The 20985-nt window shown below is 66.4% G+C and carries 19 protein-coding genes; 4 read left to right on the top strand and 15 right to left on the bottom strand.

The window, feature by feature from the left end; all coding sequences use genetic code 11:
- Positions 1–85 precede the first annotated feature (85 nt).
- Both G342_RS0114250 and G342_RS0114245 read right to left on the bottom strand, forming a co-directional pair.
- Positions 86–2014 carry a DUF2207 domain-containing protein gene (locus G342_RS0114250; RefSeq protein WP_018183834.1) on the bottom strand — a complete coding sequence of 643 codons (1929 nt, stop codon included), beginning with the start codon at positions 2012–2014 and terminating at the stop codon, positions 86–88.
- A gap of 7 nt (positions 2015–2021) precedes the next feature.
- Positions 2022–2576 carry a LemA family protein gene (locus tag G342_RS0114245; protein ID WP_018183833.1) on the bottom strand — a complete coding sequence of 185 codons (555 nt, stop codon included), beginning with the start codon at positions 2574–2576 and terminating at the stop codon, positions 2022–2024.
- 236 nt (positions 2577–2812) lie between these two features.
- On the opposite strand from G342_RS0114245, the gene G342_RS0114240 reads away from it, so the two are divergent.
- Entirely contained in the window at positions 2813–3397 is a 585-nt protein-coding gene (locus tag G342_RS0114240; RefSeq protein ID WP_018183832.1) for a hemerythrin domain-containing protein, read from the top strand.
- Between the two features lie 7 nt (positions 3398–3404).
- On the opposite strand, the gene G342_RS0114235 is transcribed toward G342_RS0114240, so the two are convergent.
- The 10 genes from G342_RS0114235 to G342_RS26275 all read right to left on the bottom strand — a co-directional run bounded on the left by G342_RS0114235 (position 3405) and on the right by G342_RS26275 (position 15576).
- Positions 3405–4847, bottom strand: coding sequence for a patatin-like phospholipase family protein (locus G342_RS0114235; protein ID WP_040878982.1), 1443 nt, complete (start codon positions 4845–4847; stop codon positions 3405–3407).
- 133 nt (positions 4848–4980) lie between these two features.
- On the bottom strand, positions 4981–5829 hold the full coding sequence (locus G342_RS0114230; protein WP_018183830.1) for an ABC transporter permease subunit: 849 nt from the start codon (positions 5827–5829) through the stop codon (positions 4981–4983).
- On the bottom strand, positions 5826–6596 hold the full coding sequence (locus G342_RS0114225; RefSeq protein ID WP_026304440.1) for a taurine ABC transporter ATP-binding protein: 771 nt from the start codon (positions 6594–6596) through the stop codon (positions 5826–5828). The genes G342_RS0114230 and G342_RS0114225 overlap by 4 nt, the downstream gene beginning before the upstream one ends.
- Before the next feature lie 109 nt (positions 6597–6705).
- Positions 6706–7722, bottom strand: a complete 1017-nt coding sequence (tauA, locus tag G342_RS0114220; RefSeq protein WP_018183828.1) for a taurine ABC transporter substrate-binding protein — start codon at positions 7720–7722, stop codon at positions 6706–6708.
- 484 nt (positions 7723–8206) lie between these two features.
- Positions 8207–10669, bottom strand: a complete 2463-nt coding sequence (locus tag G342_RS0114215; protein WP_051094235.1) for a membrane-bound PQQ-dependent dehydrogenase, glucose/quinate/shikimate family — start codon at positions 10667–10669, stop codon at positions 8207–8209.
- A 303-nt stretch (positions 10670–10972) separates the two neighbouring features.
- Entirely contained in the window at positions 10973–11518 is a 546-nt protein-coding gene (locus tag G342_RS0114210) for an RBBP9/YdeN family alpha/beta hydrolase (RefSeq protein ID WP_026304439.1), read from the bottom strand.
- Between the two features lie 258 nt (positions 11519–11776).
- Positions 11777–12979, bottom strand: coding sequence for a lytic murein transglycosylase (locus tag G342_RS0114205; RefSeq protein ID WP_018183825.1), 1203 nt, complete (start codon positions 12977–12979; stop codon positions 11777–11779).
- 143 nt (positions 12980–13122) lie between these two features.
- On the bottom strand, positions 13123–13470 hold the full coding sequence (locus tag G342_RS0114200; RefSeq protein ID WP_018183824.1) for an MmcQ/YjbR family DNA-binding protein: 348 nt from the start codon (positions 13468–13470) through the stop codon (positions 13123–13125).
- A gap of 83 nt (positions 13471–13553) precedes the next feature.
- Positions 13554–15140: a peptide chain release factor 3 gene (locus G342_RS0114195; RefSeq protein ID WP_018183823.1), complete on the bottom strand. Its 1587-nt coding sequence runs from the start codon at positions 15138–15140 to the stop codon at positions 13554–13556.
- Between the two features lie 76 nt (positions 15141–15216).
- Positions 15217–15576, bottom strand: coding sequence for a DUF423 domain-containing protein (locus G342_RS26275; protein ID WP_026304438.1), 360 nt, complete (start codon positions 15574–15576; stop codon positions 15217–15219).
- 288 nt (positions 15577–15864) lie between these two features.
- Here G342_RS26275 and G342_RS0114185 point away from each other — a divergent pair, with 288 nt between their 5' ends.
- The gene (locus tag G342_RS0114185; RefSeq protein WP_018183821.1) at positions 15865–16707 is read left to right on the top strand and encodes an NAD-dependent epimerase/dehydratase family protein; all 843 of its coding nucleotides are present in this window, start codon (positions 15865–15867) and stop codon (positions 16705–16707) included.
- 20 nt (positions 16708–16727) lie between these two features.
- Here G342_RS0114185 and G342_RS0114180 read toward each other — a convergent pair whose 3' ends face one another.
- Together G342_RS0114180 and G342_RS0114175 are read right to left on the bottom strand one after the other, a co-directional pair.
- Positions 16728–17276 (bottom strand): methylated-DNA--[protein]-cysteine S-methyltransferase, encoded by a 549-nt coding sequence (locus G342_RS0114180; RefSeq protein ID WP_018183820.1) that lies wholly within the window; start codon positions 17274–17276, stop codon positions 16728–16730.
- A 76-nt stretch (positions 17277–17352) separates the two neighbouring features.
- The gene (locus tag G342_RS0114175; protein WP_018183819.1) at positions 17353–18150 is read right to left on the bottom strand and encodes an ion channel; all 798 of its coding nucleotides are present in this window, start codon (positions 18148–18150) and stop codon (positions 17353–17355) included.
- Positions 18151–18314: 164 nt separating this feature from the next.
- Here G342_RS0114175 and G342_RS0114170 point away from each other — a divergent pair, with 164 nt between their 5' ends.
- Positions 18315–18785 carry a nucleoside deaminase gene (locus G342_RS0114170; protein WP_018183818.1) on the top strand — a complete coding sequence of 157 codons (471 nt, stop codon included), beginning with the start codon at positions 18315–18317 and terminating at the stop codon, positions 18783–18785.
- 86 nt (positions 18786–18871) lie between these two features.
- On the opposite strand, the gene G342_RS26270 is transcribed toward G342_RS0114170, so the two are convergent.
- The gene (locus G342_RS26270) at positions 18872–19567 is read right to left on the bottom strand and encodes a GntR family transcriptional regulator (RefSeq protein WP_018183817.1); all 696 of its coding nucleotides are present in this window, start codon (positions 19565–19567) and stop codon (positions 18872–18874) included.
- Between the two features lie 403 nt (positions 19568–19970).
- Here G342_RS26270 and G342_RS0114160 point away from each other — a divergent pair, with 403 nt between their 5' ends.
- Positions 19971–20948, top strand: coding sequence for a substrate-binding domain-containing protein (locus G342_RS0114160; protein WP_018183816.1), 978 nt, complete (start codon positions 19971–19973; stop codon positions 20946–20948).
- The last annotated feature ends 37 nt before the right edge of the window (positions 20949–20985 follow it).

The following is a 20985-nucleotide window of genomic DNA, read 5'->3' as shown; positions in this document are numbered from 1 at the left end:
TGAACTCATGCAGTCGGGTACACGACGAACGGACGCTGTCGATTTCGACACCATCCTCGCCGGCACGCCGCAGGATTTCAGGCTGCTACCAGCCGGAACCGCCGCCCCCGCCGCCGCCGCCGCCGGACGAACCGCCACCGCTGCTGCCGGAGCTGAAACCGCCGGAGCCGGAGCGCGAACCTGGCGCCGTCGAGGCGGAGGCCACCGTCTGCGATAGTCCCGAGCCGAGGCGGTCGACCAGATCGGTCGCGCTGCGATTGCCGCTGGCGAGATACCAGCTCGATACCGCCGCCGTCGCACCGGCGGCGGCGAGGATGCCTGAGAACTTCTTGGCCCAGGCGTTCTCGACGTCGAGCGCCACGGCATAGGGCAGGTAACGCTCGAACAGCTCGGGCGTCTTTTCCGGCGGATGCAGCATTTCCAGCCGATGTTCCTCGGCGATGCCGAGATACTGGCGGAAGCCGGCGATGGCATCACGCAGCTTCTGGCCCTCCGGCGTCGGCGAGCGCATCCACGAAAAGGCGGACGCGAGCACCGGCAGCAGGGCGAAAGGCAGCACGAGAACGGCCAGGTCGAGCGGGCCGCGAACAGCGCTCAGAAAGACGCCGAGGCCAGCGCCGCCGAAGGCGAGCGCGAAGATGCCGGTGAACAGCAGAACGAAGATCCGCTTGTACCAGGGACTGCCGCGCAGCGACCGCAGGGTGAGCCCGACGACGATGGCCGGGATCGACAGGAACACCAGGCTGAAGGCGGCGACCATGCCGTTCTCGCCCATGGCGATGACCAGGCCGATCGCGGCGAGCGCATAGGCCGCGAGTGTGATCAGGACGCCGCCGGTCAGCCAGCCGCCATTCATGTTGAAGACGGTGCCGGAATAGGCCTTGGCGAGGCCGCGCTCCAGCGTCGCCTTGGCGCTGGACAATGTCGCGTGGTTCGACTGGACCAGCGAGATCTCGCCGCCGCCACGGAACAGCGCCGCCGCCGCCGCCGCCTCCGGCTGGGCGATCGGCTTGCCGCCCGGGGTGCGGGTCAGCACCAGCGTCTTGTCGCTGTCGGCGATCTTGAGTTGGCCCTTGACGCCGAGATCGAGGATCGCCGCCGTGAAGGCGCGGTCGTCGAAGGTCATTTCGGTGATGTAGCGCGTCGCCGCCGCCGAGAGGCCCTCGGGCGGCGTGAACAGCGGAATGACGGGGCCGGGCTCGGGATCGCGGCCGGCCTTGCGCCAGGCCTGGAACAGATAGAGCAGTCCGCCGGCGGCGCCGAGCAGCGCGAAAATTGCGCCGATATTGTCCTGGATCCACCAGTACGTGCGCTGACTCGAACTCGGCGCGTCGACGACGCCCTTCGGCCAGGCGGCGGCGACCGTCAGGCCGCTATGGGCGGGCAGGGGCTCGGTCGTGCGGAAGACGATCCGTCCCGGCTCCTTCGAGACGATCCGGGCGTCCTGGCCTCGCTCGCCCTGATGGCCGGTATAGATCGCCGTGTTGCCGAACGGGACGGCCTCCGGCAGTGTGATGCGCGCCTCGGCGACGTCGATCGGGAAGGTCCAGCCGGTGCCGGTGGCGTTCCAGTAGAGTTCGTCGAAATCGTCAAAGAAACCAATCTGGCGCGTGGTCTTGTAGCGGATGACGTAGTCGTGCGGACCTGGCGTCAGCAGCGTGTCGCCGGAGCCGATGCGGATGCGCTTGCCGTTCGAGAGCTGCTCGATCGCGAAGGGCTCGTCGCGGCCGTCGCGGGTGACGGATTCCACATCGAAGCCGACAACGACGGAACCGCCCTTGTCATCGCGATAGGTGGTCGGGAAATCGCGCAGGATGCCGCGCCGGATCTCGTTGCCCTCGGCCTGGACGCGGATCGACTCGACCACGTCGAGATCGCCGTTCCGCTCGACCGTGACATCCGATACGAAGCGCAGGATGCGTTCCTCGGCCGTGGCGGTCGAAAGCGGCGCGAACGCCAGCAGCAGGCCGGCGGCGAGGCCGAGGATGGATCCGAAGGGCGGTCGCGCGCGCATGGCTGCCTCAGAACGAAACCTTGGGCGGGATCTGCGCGGCGGCGCGGTCCTCGATCTCGTAGAAGGCCTCGGGGCGGAAGCCGAACATGTTGGCGACCAGCACGCTCGGGAAGGTCTGGATCGCCGTGTTGAGGTCGCGCACCGTGCCGTTGTAATAGCGCCGCGCCATCTGCATCTCGTCCTCGACGCTGGCGAGCTGCGCCTGCAATTCGCGGAAATTGGCGTCGGCCTTCAGGTCGGGATAGGCCTCGGAAATGGCGATCAGCCTACCGAGTGCGCCGGAGAGCGCTTGGTCCGCCGCCGCCTGGCTCTTGACGTCGCCGGCGTTCATGCTGGCGGCGCGCTTCGCCGCGACGTCCTCGAAGATCGCCTTTTCGTGCGCGGCGTAGCCTTTGACGGTCTCGACCAGATTGGGGATCAGATCGGCGCGCCGCTTCAGCTGGACGTCGATTCCGCTCCACCCTTCATGGGCGAGGTTCCGCTTGGCGACGAGGGTGTTGTAGAGGCTGACCGCATAGAACGCGGCTGCCACGATCACGGCCAGGACAATCCATGTGGTCATCTTCGTTCCTCGGCTTGCCGGCGGCGGGTTCGGGTGGACACGAATCTCTGCCGCCCGAATGGGCTGATCTGTTGATAGCGCCTCGCGGCCCGGATTGCGAAGAGGCGCCGATTCAATCGCGTGATTCCGCGCGGCTTGGTTTCGGCGCGGCGATCCCCATCTGTCCGGATTGGCATCGTTGGTCCCGACGGACGCGCCGCCTCCTCTCATGAGCTCCAACGCTCCCGGTACATCGAATGACTGATCTCACCTCGTTCGCGCTGGAAACCCGCGACCGGCTGCCCGACGAACTGCGCTATCTGGCCGAACTCTATCCGCGCGAGGTCTGGACCGGCCACGCCAATCTCGGCATGACGGCCCGCTTCTGGTTGCAGCGCCACGACGCCTTTCGCGAGCAGGGCAAGATCATGGCCGCCGGGCTGGTCGATTTTCGGGAAGGCAGGATCGAGCCGCGCGCCTTCGGTCCGTGGCTGGCGCCACGGTTGCAGCGCTTCCTGAACGAGCTGAACGGCCATCACCAGATCGAGGACTATCAGTATTTCCCCGTCTTCACGGCGGCGGAACCACGACTGGCGCGTGGCTTCGAACTGCTCGACGGCGATCACCAGACGATCCATCACTGGATCGACACGGTGGCGGAGACGGCCAACGGCTTTCTCCGCTCGCTCGACGGCGACCGCGATGCCTTGCTGCGGGCAAGCGACGCCTATGCCGATGCGAGCGGCGCCATGCTCGCCGGGCTGATGCGCCATCTCGCCGACGAGGAGGATCTGATCATCCCGCTGATCCTCGACCGCACTGAGGACGGCATCGGGATCTGAAGACCGCCTAGTTTCGCGCCTGCTGCATCGGCCCTAGCTTGTCGAAGATGCGGGAGCGCTGGCGCGTATCGCGGGCGATGGTCTGGATCCGAGGATTGCCGCGTACGGCCTCGCGGCCGGCGTCGACGACCAGGTCGACCTGATCCTTGGACAATTTGAGCCGGGTCGGCACCTTGTTGAGCTTTTCGTATTGCTCCGGCCTGGCGTTGCGGAAGGTCAGGTGCTCGGTCGTGATGTGGACATCGCGGCAGTTCCAGTCGGCCAGCGTCCCCCGATAGCGCAGCACCTCGCTTCGCGGCAGGCCACAGCGGTACCGGATCAATTGCTGCTGCCATTCGGCCAGTGCGAGGTCGATGGCGTCGAAACCATGACGGGTCGAAGCGGCGATCGTCGTATCCGCGACGGAGCGCAGGATCTTGCCGAGATGCGGGGTCTGCCGCGACGCGCCCCAACCATATTGCCCCTCGACGCCCGCATCGGTGACGATGAACAGGAAATGGCGGATGCGGACGGCCTGATGGGCGGAGAGCGGGGCATAGGGCGTGTTTGCCTGGGCCCGCTCCAGGGACAGTCCACCAATGCCGAGATTGTCGGTAAGGCCGCCGTCCAGCAGGCGGACATATTTGAGCTCATCCTTCGACTGGTAGGAATCGAGTGCCCGTGCGTAGGCCTGCAGGCGGACGGAGGGATTGTCCGATTCGAGCGCCTTTTCTAGCCAGGCCGGTCGGCGATAGTTGCATTCTCCCTTGTCGGGCGTGGCGAGCACGACAGGAGAGAAGACTATTGGCACGGCGGCAGAGGCGGCGACGGCATCGGCAATCTTGACCTGCTGCAGATCGCTGCACAAAGCCGAGAACGTGTCCTGAGTGAAAAGGAAGGGCGTGTTGTTGTAGATGTCCGACGCGGTGATCCAGACCAGCGGCCGGTCCGGCTTCTGGAACGCGGCATAGGTCTGGCCGTCGAACAGCCTTTCGTCGAGCCAGCGGCCGAAGCTGCTGCGGTCGTTCGCGCCGCCATATACCGTCGCCGTCAGGAGATTGGCGGGATTGGCCGAGGTCCGCATGTAGGCTTCGGCATCCTGATCGAGGAACCGTGTGCGGAAATCCGCGAATTCGCCTTTGCCCTTGTAGCCGAGATAGGCGGCCATGACGGCGCCGCCCGACGTGCCGGCGACCGAGCGTACGTCGTCAACCAGGCTGCGCTCATACGGAGCATCATCAATGACGAGTGTGTCCAGTTCGGTGAGCGCGCCATAGGCGAAGGCGGCCGCGCGGGTTCCGCCGCCCGAAAACGCGAGGGCGACGATGGTGCTGCCGTCGTCGCCGGGATCGGGCAGAGCGTGCGAGGACGGCGAACCGGGCTGCCGGCCTGGCTGGTTGATCGGCGTGGTGTCGATGGATGTGCAGCCCGACACCAGGATCGCCGCGGTGAACCCGACGATCCGCAGCATGACTTTGAACGAATTCAGCACCCAACCATCCTCGGCCCGCTACTCCGGCCGGCAGTCTAGGGACGAGGGCTTAATCCTCCTTGAATCCCCGTCCGCTGCCTTGCCGGTCGGATGGCGTCGGTGGATTCGGCTCTCAGCTCTTTCCCGCCCAGGGGACCAGACGGCGTTCGATCCAGCGCAGGACCGCTTCCAGCGCGAAGGCGACTGCCGCGATGACGAGGATCCCCATCAGCACGACGTCGGTGACGAGGAATTGCGCCGCCGACTGGATCATGAAGCCGAGGCCGCGCGAGGCAGCGACGAGTTCGGCTGCGACCAAAGTCGACCAGCCGGCGCCGAGCGCGATGCGGATGCCGGTCAGGATCGCGGGCAGGGAACCGGGCAGGATGACATGGCGGAGCAGTTGCCTCCGCGTCGCGCCGAGCGAGCGGGCGGCGTTGAGCCGGTCGGCGTCGACGCCTTTGACGCCTGTCGCCGTCGAGATGACGATCGGCGCCAGCATGGCGATGCCGATGATCAGGATCTTCGACGGCTCCCCGATGCCGAACCAGATGATGACGAGCGGCAGGTAGGCGAGCGGCGGGATAGGCCGCAGGAATTCGATGATCGGATCGAAGGTGCCGCGACCAACCGCGCTGGAGCCGATGGCGAAGCCGATGGGAACGGCGATCAGGGTCGCGCCGACCAGCGCGGCGAACACGCGACCAAGGCTGGCGGCGAGATGCTGCCACAGCGTCGCATCGACAAAGCCGTCGCGCGCCACGGTCACGAAGGCTTTGCCAACGGCGACTGGCGACGGCAGGAACAGGGCGGAGACGAGCTGGAAATGCGAGGCGATCGCCCATGCCAGGACCAGGCTTGCGATCGTCAGCGCCGCGGTGATGGCGACGACGGGACGATTTCGCGGTGCGGCCTTGGTCGGCCCGGCGCGCTCCGCGGGCCGGGACGGGGCGAGCGCGGCTTCGGCGAGATCGAGACTCATGCCGCTTCCCTTTCGAAGATGCTGTCGAGGAGATCCTCGCGCGCTGCGACGAAGGAGGGGCTCGCCTTGATCGAGCGCGCGCTTTCGCCGGCGAGCCGCCTGCGGCCGAAATCGACCTCGAGCCTGCGAACGATGCGGCCGGGCTGCGGCGCCATGACGATGACCCGCGTGGCGAGATAGAGCGCTTCCTCGACGCCATGCGTGATCAGCAAGGTGCCGGTCCGTGTCCGGTTCCAGGCTTCGAGCAGCAGGTCCTGCATCGCCTCCCGCGTCATGGCGTCGAGCGCGCCGAGCGGCTCGTCCATCAGCAGGAAGCGCGGTTCGGCGGCAAGCGCGCGGGCAAGGCCGACGCGCTGGCGCTGGCCGCCGGACAATTGCCAGATCGGCCGGTCGCCGAGGCCGGCAAGTCCGACGATATCGAGGTAGCGATCCGCCTGCGCGCGGCGCTCCGCCGGGGCGATGCCGGCGAGCCGGGCGGCGAAGGCGACGTTCTCCGCCGTCGACAACCAGGGAAACAGCGCATCGTTCTGAAACACCACGGCGCGATCGGCCCCGGGGCCGGTGACGGGGCGGCCATCGACAAGGACCTGGCCCGATGAGGGTGCGAGAAAGCCGGCGGCGAGGTTCAGGAGCGAGGTCTTGCCGCAACCCGACCGGCCGACCACGACGACGAATTCGTCAGCCCGTATATCGAGCGAGAGATTGCCGAGAACCGGCGCGCCTCCCTCGTATCGGAGCGATACGCTATCGAGCTGGAGATGCGCCATGGTCTTGTTTTCCTTGCCGTATCGGATCGAAAGCGGAAGAGGCCCGCTCCGCGCGAGAGGGATCGCGGAACGGGCCTTGCGTCGCGGCATTGCCCCGACCGCGACGGGATCAGTTCGAGGCGAGCGCCTCGGTCACGAATTTCGTCGTGACATAGGGGCTGTAATCCGGCAGCACGGCCGGGACCTTGCCCTGCTCCTTCAGGAAGGCGGAGGCGTCGGCGATCGCCTTTGCCGTGCCGCCGCCGAGCAGCCCGGCCGAGGTCTGTTCGTCAAGCAGCGGGAAGTGATAGCCCTTGAGCAAGGCCGGCACTTCCTCGACCTTGGCGCCGGTCAACCGCGCGATCTTGGCGGCCTGTTCTGACTTGGCGTCCCAGGCTTCCGGCTTGGCGCGGAAGTCGGCATAGGCCTGGCCGGTCGTCTTGACGAAGGCCTTCACGACATCGGGATGCGCTTCGGCATAGTCCTTGCGGACGATCCAGGCGTCGAATGTCGGGGCGCCGAACGTCGCAACCTGAGCGGAATCCGTCAGCACCTTGCCGTTTTCCTTGATCTTGCCGAGCGCCGGATCCCAGACATAGGCGGCGTCGATGTCGCCGCGCTCCCAGGCCGCGGCGATCTCGGGCGGCCGGAGGTTGAGGATCTCGACCGTCTTCGGATCGATGTCCCAATGCTTGAGCGCGGCGAGCAGGCTGTAATGCGTGGTCGAGACGAAGGGCACGGCGATCTTCTTGCCGACGAGATCCTTCGGCGAGGCGATGTTCGTGCCGTCGCGAACGACCAGGGCTTCGGATTCACCGATCAGCCCGACCACGAAGATAGTCTCGATCGGCAGCTCGCGGCTGGCGGCGGCGGCCAGCGGGCTTGAGCCGACATAGCCGATATCGAGCGCTCCCGACGCGATGGCGGCGATGACGTCGGCGCCGGAATCGAATTTCTTCCAGTCGATGGCGGCCTTGGCCGCCTTCTCATAGGCGCCGTCGGCCTGCGGGATCTTGGACGGCTCGACGACGGTCTGGTAGCCGATCGTCAACTTGGATTCGTCGGCGCGGGCGGTGGCGCCTGCGGCGAGCGTCAGGCCGATGGCGGCTGCCGTGGTGACGAAAGTGCGGCGGGTGAAAGCTGACATGGTGCTGTCCTGGATTTTGCGCGCAGCTGGCCGTTCGCTCAGCTTGAGCGCGCAGGAAAACTGGGGATCTTCAAGGAGGGCCGCATTGGCGCGGCGTCGCGATCAAGCGGACGTCAACAGAGCCGGGTGGTCATGGCGTGCTCCCTTTGGGGCTTAGCCGTTGTTGGCGCGGGGCAAGCCAGCCTGAAATCGCCGCGACGATCGATCATCCGACCGTGCCTTCAGCCTATGAAAGGCGGCTAAGACGATAAAGGAAGTCGTTTTTAATTTTGCGATTGCGCGAGGCAGTTCGTTGCGCGATGCCCAGCCTGCGCAATTCCCAGATGTTCCGCTGGTAGGCCATGAGCCGGTGTCCGGGGTGGCCGGGCGGTCCGGCTTTTCGTGTCGCAAGGCCGCCGTTTCGCCGCTGCCGGCGCTGCGCAACGAAAAAGGGAGGGCGCTCGCGCGCCCTCCCTCTGTAACCGTCGATCCGGACGAACGGCCGTCAGTTCGCCTTGGGCAGGGCGTAGGCGACGATATAGTCGCCGCGATCGGGCGACTGGCGGGCGCCGCCGGCCGAGATGACGACAAACTGCCGGCCACTCTCCGGCGACACATAGGTCATCGGGGTCGCCTGGGCGCCGACGGGAAGCCGGCCTTTCCAGAGTTCCTCGCCCGTCTTGCTGTCGAGCGCGCGCAGGTAATAGTCCTGCGTGCCGGCATAGAAGACGAGACCGCCGGCGGTCGTCGTCGGTCCGCCGAGCGACGGCATGCCGACCGGGATCGGCAGACGGGTCTTCAGGCCGAGCGGGCCGGTATCCTCCAGCGTGCCGGCCGGTACCTGCCAGACGATCTCACGCGACTTCAGGTCGATGCCGGTGATCGTGCCATAGGGCGGCTGGTGGCAGGGCACACCGAGGACCGACATGAAGCCGTTCTTCAGCGCGCCATAGGGCGTGCCGACCTGGGTGCCGAGGCCGTCATGCGCGGCCGAGGGTCCGTAATTGTCGGCGACCTCGCGCGGCAGCAGCTCGACGAACTGCGGCATGCGGATGTCGTTGACGACGAGCATGCCGTTCGCTTCGTCGATCGAGGCGCTGCCCCAGTTCATGCCGCCGTAATAGCCGGGGAAGATCAGCGAGCGGGTCGTGCCGGGCGGGGTGAATTCGCCCTCGTAGCGCATCTTCTTGAAGGCGATGCGGCAGAGCAGCTGGTCGATCGGCGTCGCACCCCACATCCGCGCCTCGGTGAAGGGCTCGGTGCCGATCGATGGCATGCCGACCGAATAGGGCTGGGTTGGCGACAGGAAGTCCTCCTTGACGCCGCCGGTCTGCGGCACAGCCATTTCCTGCACCTCGGCGATCGGCTTGCCGTCGCGCCGGTCGAGCATGAAGATCTGGCCGCGCTTGGTGACCTGGATCAGGGCCGGCGTCGTGCCGCCCTTGCCGTCCGGAACCTCGTAGAGCGCCGGCTGCGAGGGAACGTCATAGTCCCAGAGATCGTGATGCACGGTCTGGAACTTCCAGCGCTCGCGGCCGGTTTCGATGTCGAGCGCCACGACCGACGCCGTGTATTCCTCGGCCGCCTTGGAGCGATGCGCGCCAAAGAAGTCCGGCGTGGCGTTGCCGGTCGGCAGGTAGACGAGACCGAGGGCTTCGTCATAGCTCGGCGTCGACCAGACGTTCGGCGTGCCGCGCGTGTAGCTCTCGCCCTCGGGCGGCAGCTTGGTGATGTTGGGATTGCCGAGGTCCCAGGCCCAGGCCAGTTCGCCGGTGCGGGCGTTGAAGGCGCGCACGGCGCCCGACGGTTCGCCGGTCTCGACATTGTCCCAGACCCAGCCGCCAACCAGGATCAGATCGCGCATGACGGTGGGGGCCGAGGTCTGGAAGTAGAAGCCGGCCTTGACCTCGCCCATGCCGTTCTTGAGGTCGACCGTGCCGTTGTTGCCGAAGCCGGTGCAGAGCTCGCCGGTCTTGGCGTCGACCTGGATCAGGCGGGCGTCGATGGTCGTCAGGACGATGCGGCCGCCGCAATTGTCTGCGACGGGAGCCGGGGCCGGGGCGGCGGGGGGCTCGGTCGCCGGCGTGGTGGTCGCGTCGCTCGCCTCGGCAGGTGCCGCGGCGGGCGCCTCGACGACGGGCTGCAGAACCGGTTCGTAGTAGCTGACACCCCGGCAGCGCTGCCAGAGCGGCGACTTGGCTTCCGGATCGAACTTCCAGCGCACCGCGCCGGTCTCGGCGTTCAGCGCGTGGACGATGTTGTGCGGCGAGCAGGTATAGACGGTGTCGCCGACCTGCAGCGGGGTGTTCTGGTCTTCGGCGCCCTTCACCGCCGGATCGCCGGTCTGGAACGTCCAGGCGACCTTCAGATCCCTGACATTGTCGCGGTTGATCTGGTCGATCGGGGCGTAGCGGGTGCCGTACGGCGTGCGGCCGTAATGGCGCCAGTCGGTGGCGCTCGCCGCCGCCGGCGGGACGGTCGCCGCTGCCGGGGCAGCCGAGGCGATCTCATTGCGGATGACGCCATGCGGCTTGAAGGCATAGACGACGGCCGCACCGAGCGCGACGAACAGGACCAGGGCCAGCAGGATGGCCGGGGCCGACGACCGGCGGACGCCGTTGCGAGCCGGGAAGGCCGGCACCAGGATCAGCGCGATCACCGCCAGGACGGCGGGAGCGATCAGGCGCGGCACTAGCGGCCAGAAATCGAGGCCGACTTCCCAGATCGCCCAGGCGATGGTTGCCAGCAGGATGAGGATGTAGAGCCAGGTGGCCACCGGCCGACGCAGGATGTGCAGGATGCCGACGATCAGCAATCCGGCTCCCGCCAGCGCGTAGTACCACGAGCCGCCCAGTGTGATCAGCTGGACGCCGAGACCGGCGAGCAGGGCGCCGACGAGCGCGACGACGATCCCGAAAAGGACGAGCAACCATCCGCCTATGCCTAGCGGAGCTCTCGATTGGGCCATGTTTCTACCTCGGTATGATGCGCCGGCGAGGGGCGGCCGGTGCCGATCTGCGATTGAGCCTATGGCAAACCACGCAATGCGCGCCGGGCGGCGCGACGACTCAACAGGAGTCTGCACCATCCTAGGCTTCGAAGGCGGTGGGCTCAATGCATCGACCAGGCGGGGAAACGAAGCCGCGACAAGGGGATGCGCCGGGTATTCGGCGGGTAGCGAACTAATTCGGCCTCGCAGTCGGGTTCTGTCCGCATGTTACCCGACGATGGCAGGCCGGCTCGCCCGGGCGAGACCGGCCGGGGCCCGCGCTCAGGCGGCGGCCTTGACGGCGCGGTTGCCGAGGCGGGCGGCGAGGCGGAAGCCGTCGGCCCATTTGCCGTGCCCGCTTTCCGTGTTGACGTGACCGGCCGTGCCCAGATCGTGCAATTCCGAGCCCCAGTGCGCGGCGAACAGCCTTCCACGCTCGACCGACACATACGGATCGTTCCGGCTCAGGGCCAGGATGGACGGGAAGGGCAGGCGCTTCAGCGGCACGGAGCCGAAATCCGCCAGCGGATGATCCGCCGGCAGGTTGTCGACATCGGCGGGCGCCACCAGCAGCGCGCCGGCGATCGGCGCCCGCGGATAGAGGCTGGCATAATGCGCGACGAGGATGACGCCGAGGCTGTGGGCGACCAGGGTCGGTTGCCGCACGCGGCGGACCGCGGCGTCGAGCCGGACCAGCCAGGCTTCGAGGTCCGGCGCAAACCAGTCGTCCTGCTCGACGAAGCGCGCATCGGCATCGACATCGAGCCAGCGGCGCTGCCAATGGCCAGCGCCGGATCCCTGCCAGCCGGGGATGATCAATCGGGACATGTCTTTGCTCTGTCGGTGGCGTTTCCCCAAGAATAGGACAGAGCTTTTCGGCAACGAAGGAATGAGGCTCCAAGGTTTTCCGCGATGCCGGATTTTCTTGCCTTTCCGTCGCAAGAAGACGTGAAGCGAGACGCGGTTCGAGGCACTCGCGTTCGACTGGCCGATTCGAGGCGCGGGCCATGAGCGGTCCAGGGATATTCGATCCGCCGACCGCCCCGAAGGAAAAAGCCGGACGGTATCCCGTCCGGCTTGATCGCGTTAGCTTCCGGCGCGCAGGCGCTGCAGCAGCGCGGCGTCGGGATAGGAATCGGCCGGCATGCCGAGCTCGATCTGCATCGCCTTGACGGCGGCGCGGGTGCCGGCGCCGATCATGCCGTCGGCCTTGCCGACATCATGCCCGCGCTTGGCGAGCAGCTTCTGCAGCTCGACCACTTCCTTGTAGGGAAGCTGGACGGCGCCATTGCCGCGCCCGACCGGCGGCGCGCCGGCGAGGCGGGTCGCGTAATAGGCGGCGGTGGTGGCGTAGATGAACGACTGGTTCCATTCCAGATAGACCCGGTAGTTCTGGTAGGCGAGGAAGGCGGGGCCGTTGCGGCCCATCGGCAGCAGCAGCGACGCCTTCATGTCGGCTTCCGGCAGCTTCGAGCCCGGCGCGACGGAGACGCCCATCTTCTTCCAGGTCGAGACCGGATGCTGGATCTGCAGGTCGGCCTGCGACCAGTCGAGATTGGCCGGAACGCGGACTTCGGTCAGCCAGGGCTGGTTGCGCTGCCAGCCTTCATGGACCAGCAGATTGGCGGCGGAGGCGAGCACGTCCGGCGTGCTCTTGATCAGGTCGCGGCGTCCGTCGCCGTCATAGTCGACGGCGAAGTCGCGGTAGTGCGTGGCGAGGAACTGCACCTGGCCGAGCTCGCCGGCCCAGGGGCCCTTCATCTGGGCGGCTGTCAGGTCGCCGCGATCGATGACGGTCAGCGCCGCCATCAGCTGGTCGTGGAAGAGTTGCGGGCGGCGGCAGTCATAGGCGAGCGTCGCCAGCGAGCGAAGCGTCGGCATGTCGCCGAGATTGGCGCCGAAATCCGTCTCGAGGCCCCAGAACCCGACCAGAACCGCGGCGGGCACGCCGTAGTCCTTCTGGATGCGGTCGAACAGCTTGGCGTTCTGCTTGATCAGCTGCGCGCCCTTCTGCATCCGGTACTTGGCGACCATGCGGTCGGAGAATTCCAGGAAGCTCTGCGAGAAGACGTTCTGGGCGCGATCCTTGGCGACGACATCGGGCGCGTAGGAGAGGCCGTCCAGCGCGGCGATCGCCTGCGAGGAGTGTCCCTTCTGGGCGGCTTCCTGCTTGAAGCTCTGAAGCCAGGCCGGGAAGCCGGAGGCGTCCTTGCAGGAGGCGGCAAAGGCGGGAAGCGCCGAGACGGTGAGGGCGAAGAATGTCGCGAGCTGCAAGCCAGCTTTGCGCATGAAAACCTCCGAGGGGAGCGGCCGGGCGCGGCCGGAAATGTCAGGGTCCGGTGTCGCAGACGGTCCGGAATCGATTGGGGGGACTATGAACGGCGCAATCCGTCGATTCCATGACGAAGTGCAAGGAAGACGACGGGCGACGCTCAGTTGCGCTCCCGGTCGAACGCCGCCGCCAGCCGCTTCGGCGCGGACTGGCGCCAGGATCGTTCGACCAGTGGCGCCAGCCGGTCGGCGTCGATCCGGGGCAGGCGGATGAGGACATAAGCATAGCCGCGGAAATGGTCGTTGGTGAAGAAGATGTCCGGCTCGACCGCGATCAGCATGTCGCGGTCGCCGATGTCGATCTTCAGGGCGAAGGTCGTGCCGTCGTCCTGCAGGCGGCCCAGGAACCTCTTGCCCAGATAGAAGGACAGCGTGCCGTGGGTGACGCCCTCGCGCATCTCGGGAAGCGCGAGGAAGATCTGTTTCAGCCTCTCCGTGTCGACCGGCATCGACCGCTCCGCCGCGTGGACGCAGGAATTGCGACCCGGGGCTCAGTCTGCGCCCGACGTCCGCGCGCGACCAGCCCCGGAGGCTAGGCTGCCTTCTCGCGCTGGTAATCCTTGATCTCGCTGGCGACGATGGCCGGCGAGCGCTCGAGGTCGTAGCGCAGCTCGAAGGCGGAGGGCGCCATGAAAACGGGCGCGCCGTCCAGATCCGACGCCATCGACGAGCGGTGGCGGTCGATGAAGGTTTCGAGCGCGACCTTGTCGGTCGAGGTCACCCAGCGGCAGACCTGGAAGCGCGAATGCTCGAAGTCGATCGGCAGGCTGTATTCCACCTGCATGCGCTCCTTCAGCACGTCGAGCTGCAGTGCGCCGACGACGCCGATGATTGCCGGCGAGCCGTCATGCGGCACGAAGACCTGGACGACGCCTTCCTCGGCCATCTGCTGCAGGGCTTCCTTCAGCTTCTTCGCCTTCATCGGATCCTGCAGCCGGATGCGGCGCATGATTTCCGGCGCGAAACTCGGCACGCCGTGGAAGACGAGGTTTTCGCCCTCGGTCAGTGTGTCGCCGATGCGGAGCGTGCCGTGGTTCGGGATGCCGACCACGTCGCCGGCATAGGCCTCGTCGGCGAGCAGGCGATCCTGCGCGAAGAAGAACTGCGGGCTCGACAGCGGGATCGGCTTGCCGGTGCGCACCAGCTTCGCCTTCATGCCGCGCTGCAGCTTGCCCGAGCAGACGCGCAGGAAGGCGATGCGATCGCGATGGTTCGGATCCATGTTCGCCTGGATCTTGAACACGAAGCCGGACATCTTCGGCTCGGTCGGCTCGACCATTCGGCCCTCGGCCTGCTGCGGCCGCGGCGACGGGGCGTAGGCGGCCATGGCATCGATCAGGTCGTGCACGCCGAAATTGCGCAGCGCCGAGCCGAAATAGACCGGCGTCAGATGGCCCTGGCGGAAGCTGTCCATATCGAAGCCGTTGCCGGCGCCCTCGATCAGCTCCATCTCCTCGCGGAAGCTGGCGACGGCGCTGGCGGTCGTCAGCGCGTCGATCTGCGGATCTTCGGGACCACTGACCGGGATGACGGAATTGTCGGTATCGATGCGGCGGATGGTGCGGGCGACGATGTCGTAGGTGCCGGCGAATTCGCGGCCGCGGCCGATCGGCCAGGTCATCGGCACCGTATCGAGCGCCAGCGTCTTCTCGATCTCGTCGAGCAGGTCGAACGGATCGCGCGTCTCGCGGTCGAGCTTGTTGATGAAGGTGACGATCGGGATGTCGCGCAGGCGGCAGACCTCGAACAGCTTTCGCGTGCGGTCTTCGATGCCCTTGGCGGCGTCGATCACCATGACGGCCGAATCGACGGCGGTCAGTGTGCGGTAGGTGTCTTCCGAGAAGTCTTCATGGCCCGGCGTGTCGAGCAGGTTGAAGATGGTCTCGCCATATTCGAATGTCATCACCGAGGTGACGACCGAGATGCCCCGCTCGCGCTCGATGCCCATCCAGTCGGAACGGGTCTGGCGGCGGTCGCGCTTGCCCTTGACCTCGCCGGCGAGCTGGATCGCGCCGCCCATCAGCAGCAGCTTTTCGGTCAGCGTCGTCTTGCCCGCGTCGGGGTGCGAGATGATGGCGAAGGTCCGGCGGCGATCGACGGGTCCGATGGGGCGGTCCATGGCTTGGTCTTCTAGCGGTTTTTGAGATGGCGCATCGATAGACGAGACCGACCGGAAAGGCCAGCCCCGATGGTCCCTAGCGCTTCTTCTGGATAAGCGCGGAGATGGCGACGCCCAGCCAGCCGATCATCATCGTGGTGCCGCCGATCGGGGCGATGGAGGCGAGGGCGGGGCTGCCGGTCAGCGTGTGGAAGGCGAGCGCGCCGGCGAAGCCGATCAGGCCGAGCGCAATCGCCCAGGCCGATATCGTCATCAGCAGCGCCGATGCCGGCACGAAGAAGCCGAGCGCCAGCAGGGCCGGCGCCTGCGCCATCGCCATGTTGCCGGCGGTCGCCAGCCTTTCGCCGCCCGGCACATGGGCCCCGGCGGCGGCCATGGCGACCCCGAGCATGCCGGCGAGGCCGGCGACGACGAGGAGCGCGCGTTGACCGTTCATCACTTCATCTCCGTGCAGTGCGCCGATCCCGGCGGCGGACATCTCTTGTTTCACCATCGGCTCTGGCCGGATCATGCCGGCCTCGAAGCGATCCATGCGATAGCGGCAACGCGCTTGCTTGGCTTCGTGGCAAATGCGCTCAGAGGATAGGTCTGCAACACCTGCCGCCGCGGCATTGAAGCGCCGGGAGCCGGTGCTATGGTCGGATGAATGGACAGGCATTCAGGCTCAGCCGCCCTGCGGAGGCGGCGCGCCCGTCCGGTTCTTATAGCATGTCGGGAGGAAAGCATGATCGTTGTCACGGGTGGAAGCGGGCTGGCCGGCCGCGCGGTGGTCAGGGACCTGGTCGAGCACGGCTATGACGTCACGTCGATCGACATGGCGCCGCAGCCACCGGGTCAGGGCGTCCGTTTCAGCCGCGCCGATCTGACGGATTACGGCCAGGCGATCGCCGCCCTCTCGGCCATTGACGAGCGGGTGTCGAAGGTAACCGGCATCGTCCATCTCGCCGCCATTCCGGCGCCTGGCCTCGCGCCCAACCATGTGATCTTCGAGACCAACATGGTCTCGACCTACAATGTCTTCGAGGCGGCGCGCGTGCTTGGCATCCGCAACGTCGTCTGGGCCTCGAGCGAGACGGTACTCGGCATCCCGTTCGACACGCCGCCCCCCTATGTGCCGGTCGACGAAGAATATCGCGGCCGACCGGAGACCGCCTATTCTCTGTCGAAGTTCCTTTCGGAGGAAATGGCCAAGGAGTTCTGCCGCTGGGATCCGGAGATGAAGATCTTCGGCCTGCGCTTCTCGAACGTCATCGCGCCGGAGCGCTATGCCGAGTTCCCCGCCTTCGACGCCGACATCAAGGCGCGGATCTGGAACCTCTGGGCTTATATCGACGTACGCGACGCGGCGCAGTCGTGCCGGTTGGCGCTCGAATCGCCGCTGAAGGGCGCGGACGTCTTCGTCATCGCCAATGATGACGGCGTCATGAGCCGGTCGAATGATTCGATGCTCGACGAGGCGTTTCCGGGCGTCGCCCGCAAACGCCCGATCGGGCCGAACGAATCGCTGCTGTCGATCGAGAAGGCGAAACGGGTGCTCGGCTACAAGCCGCAGTTCAACTGGCGCTAGCGCCCTCCGGGCGGCGGCGCTCAGCCGCCGCCGAACAGCGGCAGTTCATCGAGCCTGGCGCGGCTCTCGATGGCGAGGATCCGCCGCTTGGTGCCGATGCCGCCGCTGCCGGAGAAGCCGCCGACCTTGCCGCCGGCCGCGAGCACGCGGTGGCACGGGATGATGATCGGATACGGGTTTTCGCCCAACGCCCTGCCGACGGCGCGGGCGGCGCCCGGTTCGCCGATCGCCGCGGCGATCTCGCCATAGGTCATGGTCTCGCCGGGAGGAATGCGTCGCGCCACGTCGTAGACGCGCTGGTTGAAGGGCGGAATGTGGTCGGGGTCGAGCGGAATGCTCGTCAGGTCGTCGTCCGCGCCTTCGAGCAGGGCGACGATCGCCGCGATCGCCTCGGTGACGAAGCCGGGCGGATCGATCGCCGTCGCTTCGGGGAAGCGGCGGCCGAGCTCCGCCCGCGTCGCGTCGGCATCCGCCTCGGGCAGATGCAGGCCGGTGATGCCGCGTTCGCCCCAGGTGATTCCACACGGACCGATGGCGGTTTCGAACAGGACGATGCCTTGGGTGCTCATTCCGAAATTCTAGCACAAAACGGGAACAGCGCCAGCTCGCCCATGAGCGTCGCGCTTCGCCAGGCCAGCTTGCGCGCTAGGCGCCATCGTCGGGAATGGCGAGGATCTCGCCGCAGGCCTTGCAATGGACCGCGTCCTGGTCGTGCCACTGCAGGGCGCAGCGCGGGCAGGGGTGGAAGACCTTGCTCGGGCGGACGATCGCCTGCGCCAGGCGGACGAACAGCGAGATGCCGCAGATCATGGTGACGATCGAGGTCAGCTTGCCCCACGGGCCCGGCAGCGTGATGTCGCCGAAGCCCGTCGTCGTGACGGTGGTCACCGTGAAGTAGAACGCATCGATATAGCCGGTGGCGCCGGGGTTATGCCGGAAGAAGAATGTATAAATGAAGCCGGTGGCGACTAGCAGGAAGGTCAGCAGGTTGAGCGCTGCGCTGAGCGGCTGTTCCCAGCGCGCAAAGCGGTTGGAGCGGATCGGTCGCCAGAGCTGCCCGCTGCGCGACAGCGACCAGAGACGCAGAATGCGCAGGAAGCCGAGATTGGCCAGGGAATGGGGGAAAAGCAGCGTCACCAGGATGAAGATGTCGACGATGACGGTCGGCTGCTTCAGCCAGGCGCGCAGATGTGGTTCCGACAGGCCGCGGGCGACGATGTCGATCAGCAGGATGATCGCCACCGCATAGTCCAGCCAGAGAAAGGCCGAGGCGTCGCGCAGCACAGGTGTCGCGATGAAGAAGGCGATGATCGCGAGGTCGATGATGATGACGCAAGCCTGGAAGATCCGGGCCCGCCGCGCCCTGCTGTGGTACAGGTAGTGAAGGCGCCGCCTCAGTCGGGTGAGGCCGGCATCGGTGGGGCTCTTCGATTCCGCAGTCATCTCGGCTCGCTGTTCGAGGCTGTCGACGCCATAGCACGCTTCCCGAACACGGCCTATCGCGACGGGATGCGCCTGACTGGACGGCTTCAAAGCGCGCCGGCAGTATAGATCCGGGCGACGGGCCCGCGCGTACAGTTTCGAATGGGCATCCCAAGGAGGCGGCCATGCGAAGCGATGCCGAATACCTGCGTCTCACCATGAAGCTTGCCGCGGAAAGTCGGGCCAGCGGCAGTCATCCCTTCGGGGCGCTCCTGGTCGGGCCGGAGGGCGACGTGTTGTTTTCCTCGGGCAACACCTATGCGCGGGATCGCGGCGTTGGCCACGCCGAATCGAATGTCGCCCGCGCGGCCGCGCTGCGATACGAGCCGGCATTTCTAGCGGGGTGCATGTTGGTGACCTCGGTCGAGCCGTGCTGCATGTGCTCGGGCGCTTCGTACTGGGCCGGCATCGGCACCGTTGTCTTCGGTTTGAGTGAAAAGCAGTTGGTCAAACTCACCGGAGACAACCCGCGCAACCTCACCATCGATCTGAGCTGTCGCCAGGTGTTCGCTGCCGGACGGCGCCAGATCGAGGTCCGTGGCCCGTTCCCGGAACTCGAAGACGAGATCCTGAAGGACCACAAGGACTTCTGGTGAGGGGCCGTGGGACACCTCGTGGATCGCTCTGATATCCGCGAGCGCTACGGTTGGGCCTTGGTCGGTGGGCGCGACCGGCTAGCCGCCTAGTGGGCCGCCAGTGTCGGGTCCGATTGCTTCAGCTTGCTGATGCCGACCGAATAGATGTCGCGCACCCGGGTGATGTGATTGCGGATGGTGTTGGTAGCGCTGGCGAGATCGTCCTGCGCGATCGCCTGGACGATCGCCGCGTGCTCGCTCTTCGAGATGTCGAACAGGGTCTCGTTGGGAGAAGAGAAATTGGCGCGCAGCGCCTGGATGCGCGGATCGATCGAGCCATAGACCTCGCCGAGCAGGGCATTGCCGCAAGCCGCGAAGAACGCCTTGTGAAAATCCTGGTCGAGCCGGTGATAGGTCTCGTGCTGATACTGGTCGCGCATGTCCTCCATCTGCTCGAAGGTCCTGGTGACGGCCTTCAGCAGCTTCTTCGGACCGCGTTCCATCGAGAGGCGGAGCGCATAGCATTCCAGTTCGACGCGCAGTTCGCAGAGTTCGCGCACCTGCTCGAGCGTAGGGTAGGGGACGAAGCAGCCCTTCTGCGGCTGGATCTCGACGAGGCCCAGCGATTGCAGCTGGAAGAAGGCTTCGCGGATCGGCGTCTTGCTGGTGCCGAAGGTTTCGGCGACGGCCTTCTCGCTCAGCATGCTGCCATAGGCGATCTCGCCCTGGGTGATGCTTTCGAGCAGGCGTTCGAAAGCCATTGCGGTCAGCGATTTCGGTCGGTCGAGCTGGTGGGCGGTCATGGGACGGGGGCTCCCCTGGTGGACGAGACGTTGCCGAGTTCGGATCCGGCAATCGGTTGGACGGTGAATATTTCGACCATCGAAGATGGGCATGGCACAAGGCGGCGCTTGCCGAAAGCCTGCGCGCATCGCGCGTGAGGTCGCTGCATCTTTATCCTCAACCGTCCGCTTCCTTCCGCCGCCCGAAACCGGCGCGGCTGCGCGCTGGTCCCGCCCGACGCCGGCGCTCCAATCGGAACCGTCGTCGCCCGGCCCGCTCCGATGCATCCTCATCCGAGCCGCAACAACATCCCTAGTCAGGGATTGCCTCTCCGTCAATTTTGAAATATCTGAGATATCACTAGCCGCCCGGTGGGGACTTTGGTGCCGGCAGCGATCGCTAGCTTTGTGGAGGAAGAAACCGATGTTGAATCGCCGTTCCGCGTTCAAATACGCGCTCGCTTTGTCGGCCCTGACTGCCGTGATCTCGTCCGGCCCCAGCTTCGCCGAAGAGAAGAAATTCACGATCGGCTACTCGCAGATGTGGGGCACCAACCCCTTCCTGCTGGCGCAGGCCGCCGGCGCCGAGAAGGCCGTCAAGGAATGGGCCGACAAGGGCGTCGCGGTCGACATGATCGTGACCAATGCCGGTGACACCGACGTCAACAAGCAGGTCGCCGATCTCGAGGATCTCTATGCGCGCGGCGTCGATGGCCTGCTGATTTTCCCGGGCGACAGCATCGTCGTCGGCGATCCGATCGTGAACCTCTACAACAAGGGCAAGATCCCGGTCGCGATCACTGATATCGGCATCGAGAAGGGCGACTACGTCCACTTCAACATCACCGACAACTACAAGGGCGGCGCGCTGGCGGCGCAGCTGATGGCGAAGAACGTGCCGGCCGGCGCTAAGGTCATCACCTTCGATCACCTGCCGAACAGCACGGCCGGCCAGGAGCGCCGTCGCGGCTTCGAGGAAGAGGCGGCCAAGCTTGGCCTCACTGTCGAGCCGCGCAAGATCTACACGCTGAGCCTCGAGAATGCCCGTCGCCTGATGGAAGACACGCTGACCTCCATTCCGGACGTCGCCGGCGTGTTCTTCATGAACCAGGTCGGCGGCCAGGGCGCCGCCTCGGCGCTGGAGACGCTCAACAAGGCCGACAGCGTCAAGCTCGTCGCCTTCGATCTCGATCCGATCTCCTACGGCATGGTCAAGGACGGCAAGCTGCTCGGCCTCGTCGTCCAGAAGCCGTTTGAGATGGGCTATGCCGGCATGAACAACATGGTGGCGTCGCTGACCGGCGGCGAGGTCCTGAAGGACATGCAGATCGAGCCGCTGATCCTGTCGAAGGAGACGGCCGCCGACTTCGCCAACGACCCGCAGGTCACCGGCGGCAAGTAACGCCCGCTTCCCGAACCTATCGACCATTGAACTCGCA

The sequence above is a fragment of the Kaistia granuli DSM 23481 genome (assembly GCF_000380505.1).
Classification (GTDB): domain Bacteria; phylum Pseudomonadota; class Alphaproteobacteria; order Rhizobiales; family Kaistiaceae; genus Kaistia; species Kaistia granuli.
Note: the sequence above shows the minus strand (reverse complement) of the source record. Positions and strands in the feature narration are given on the sequence as shown.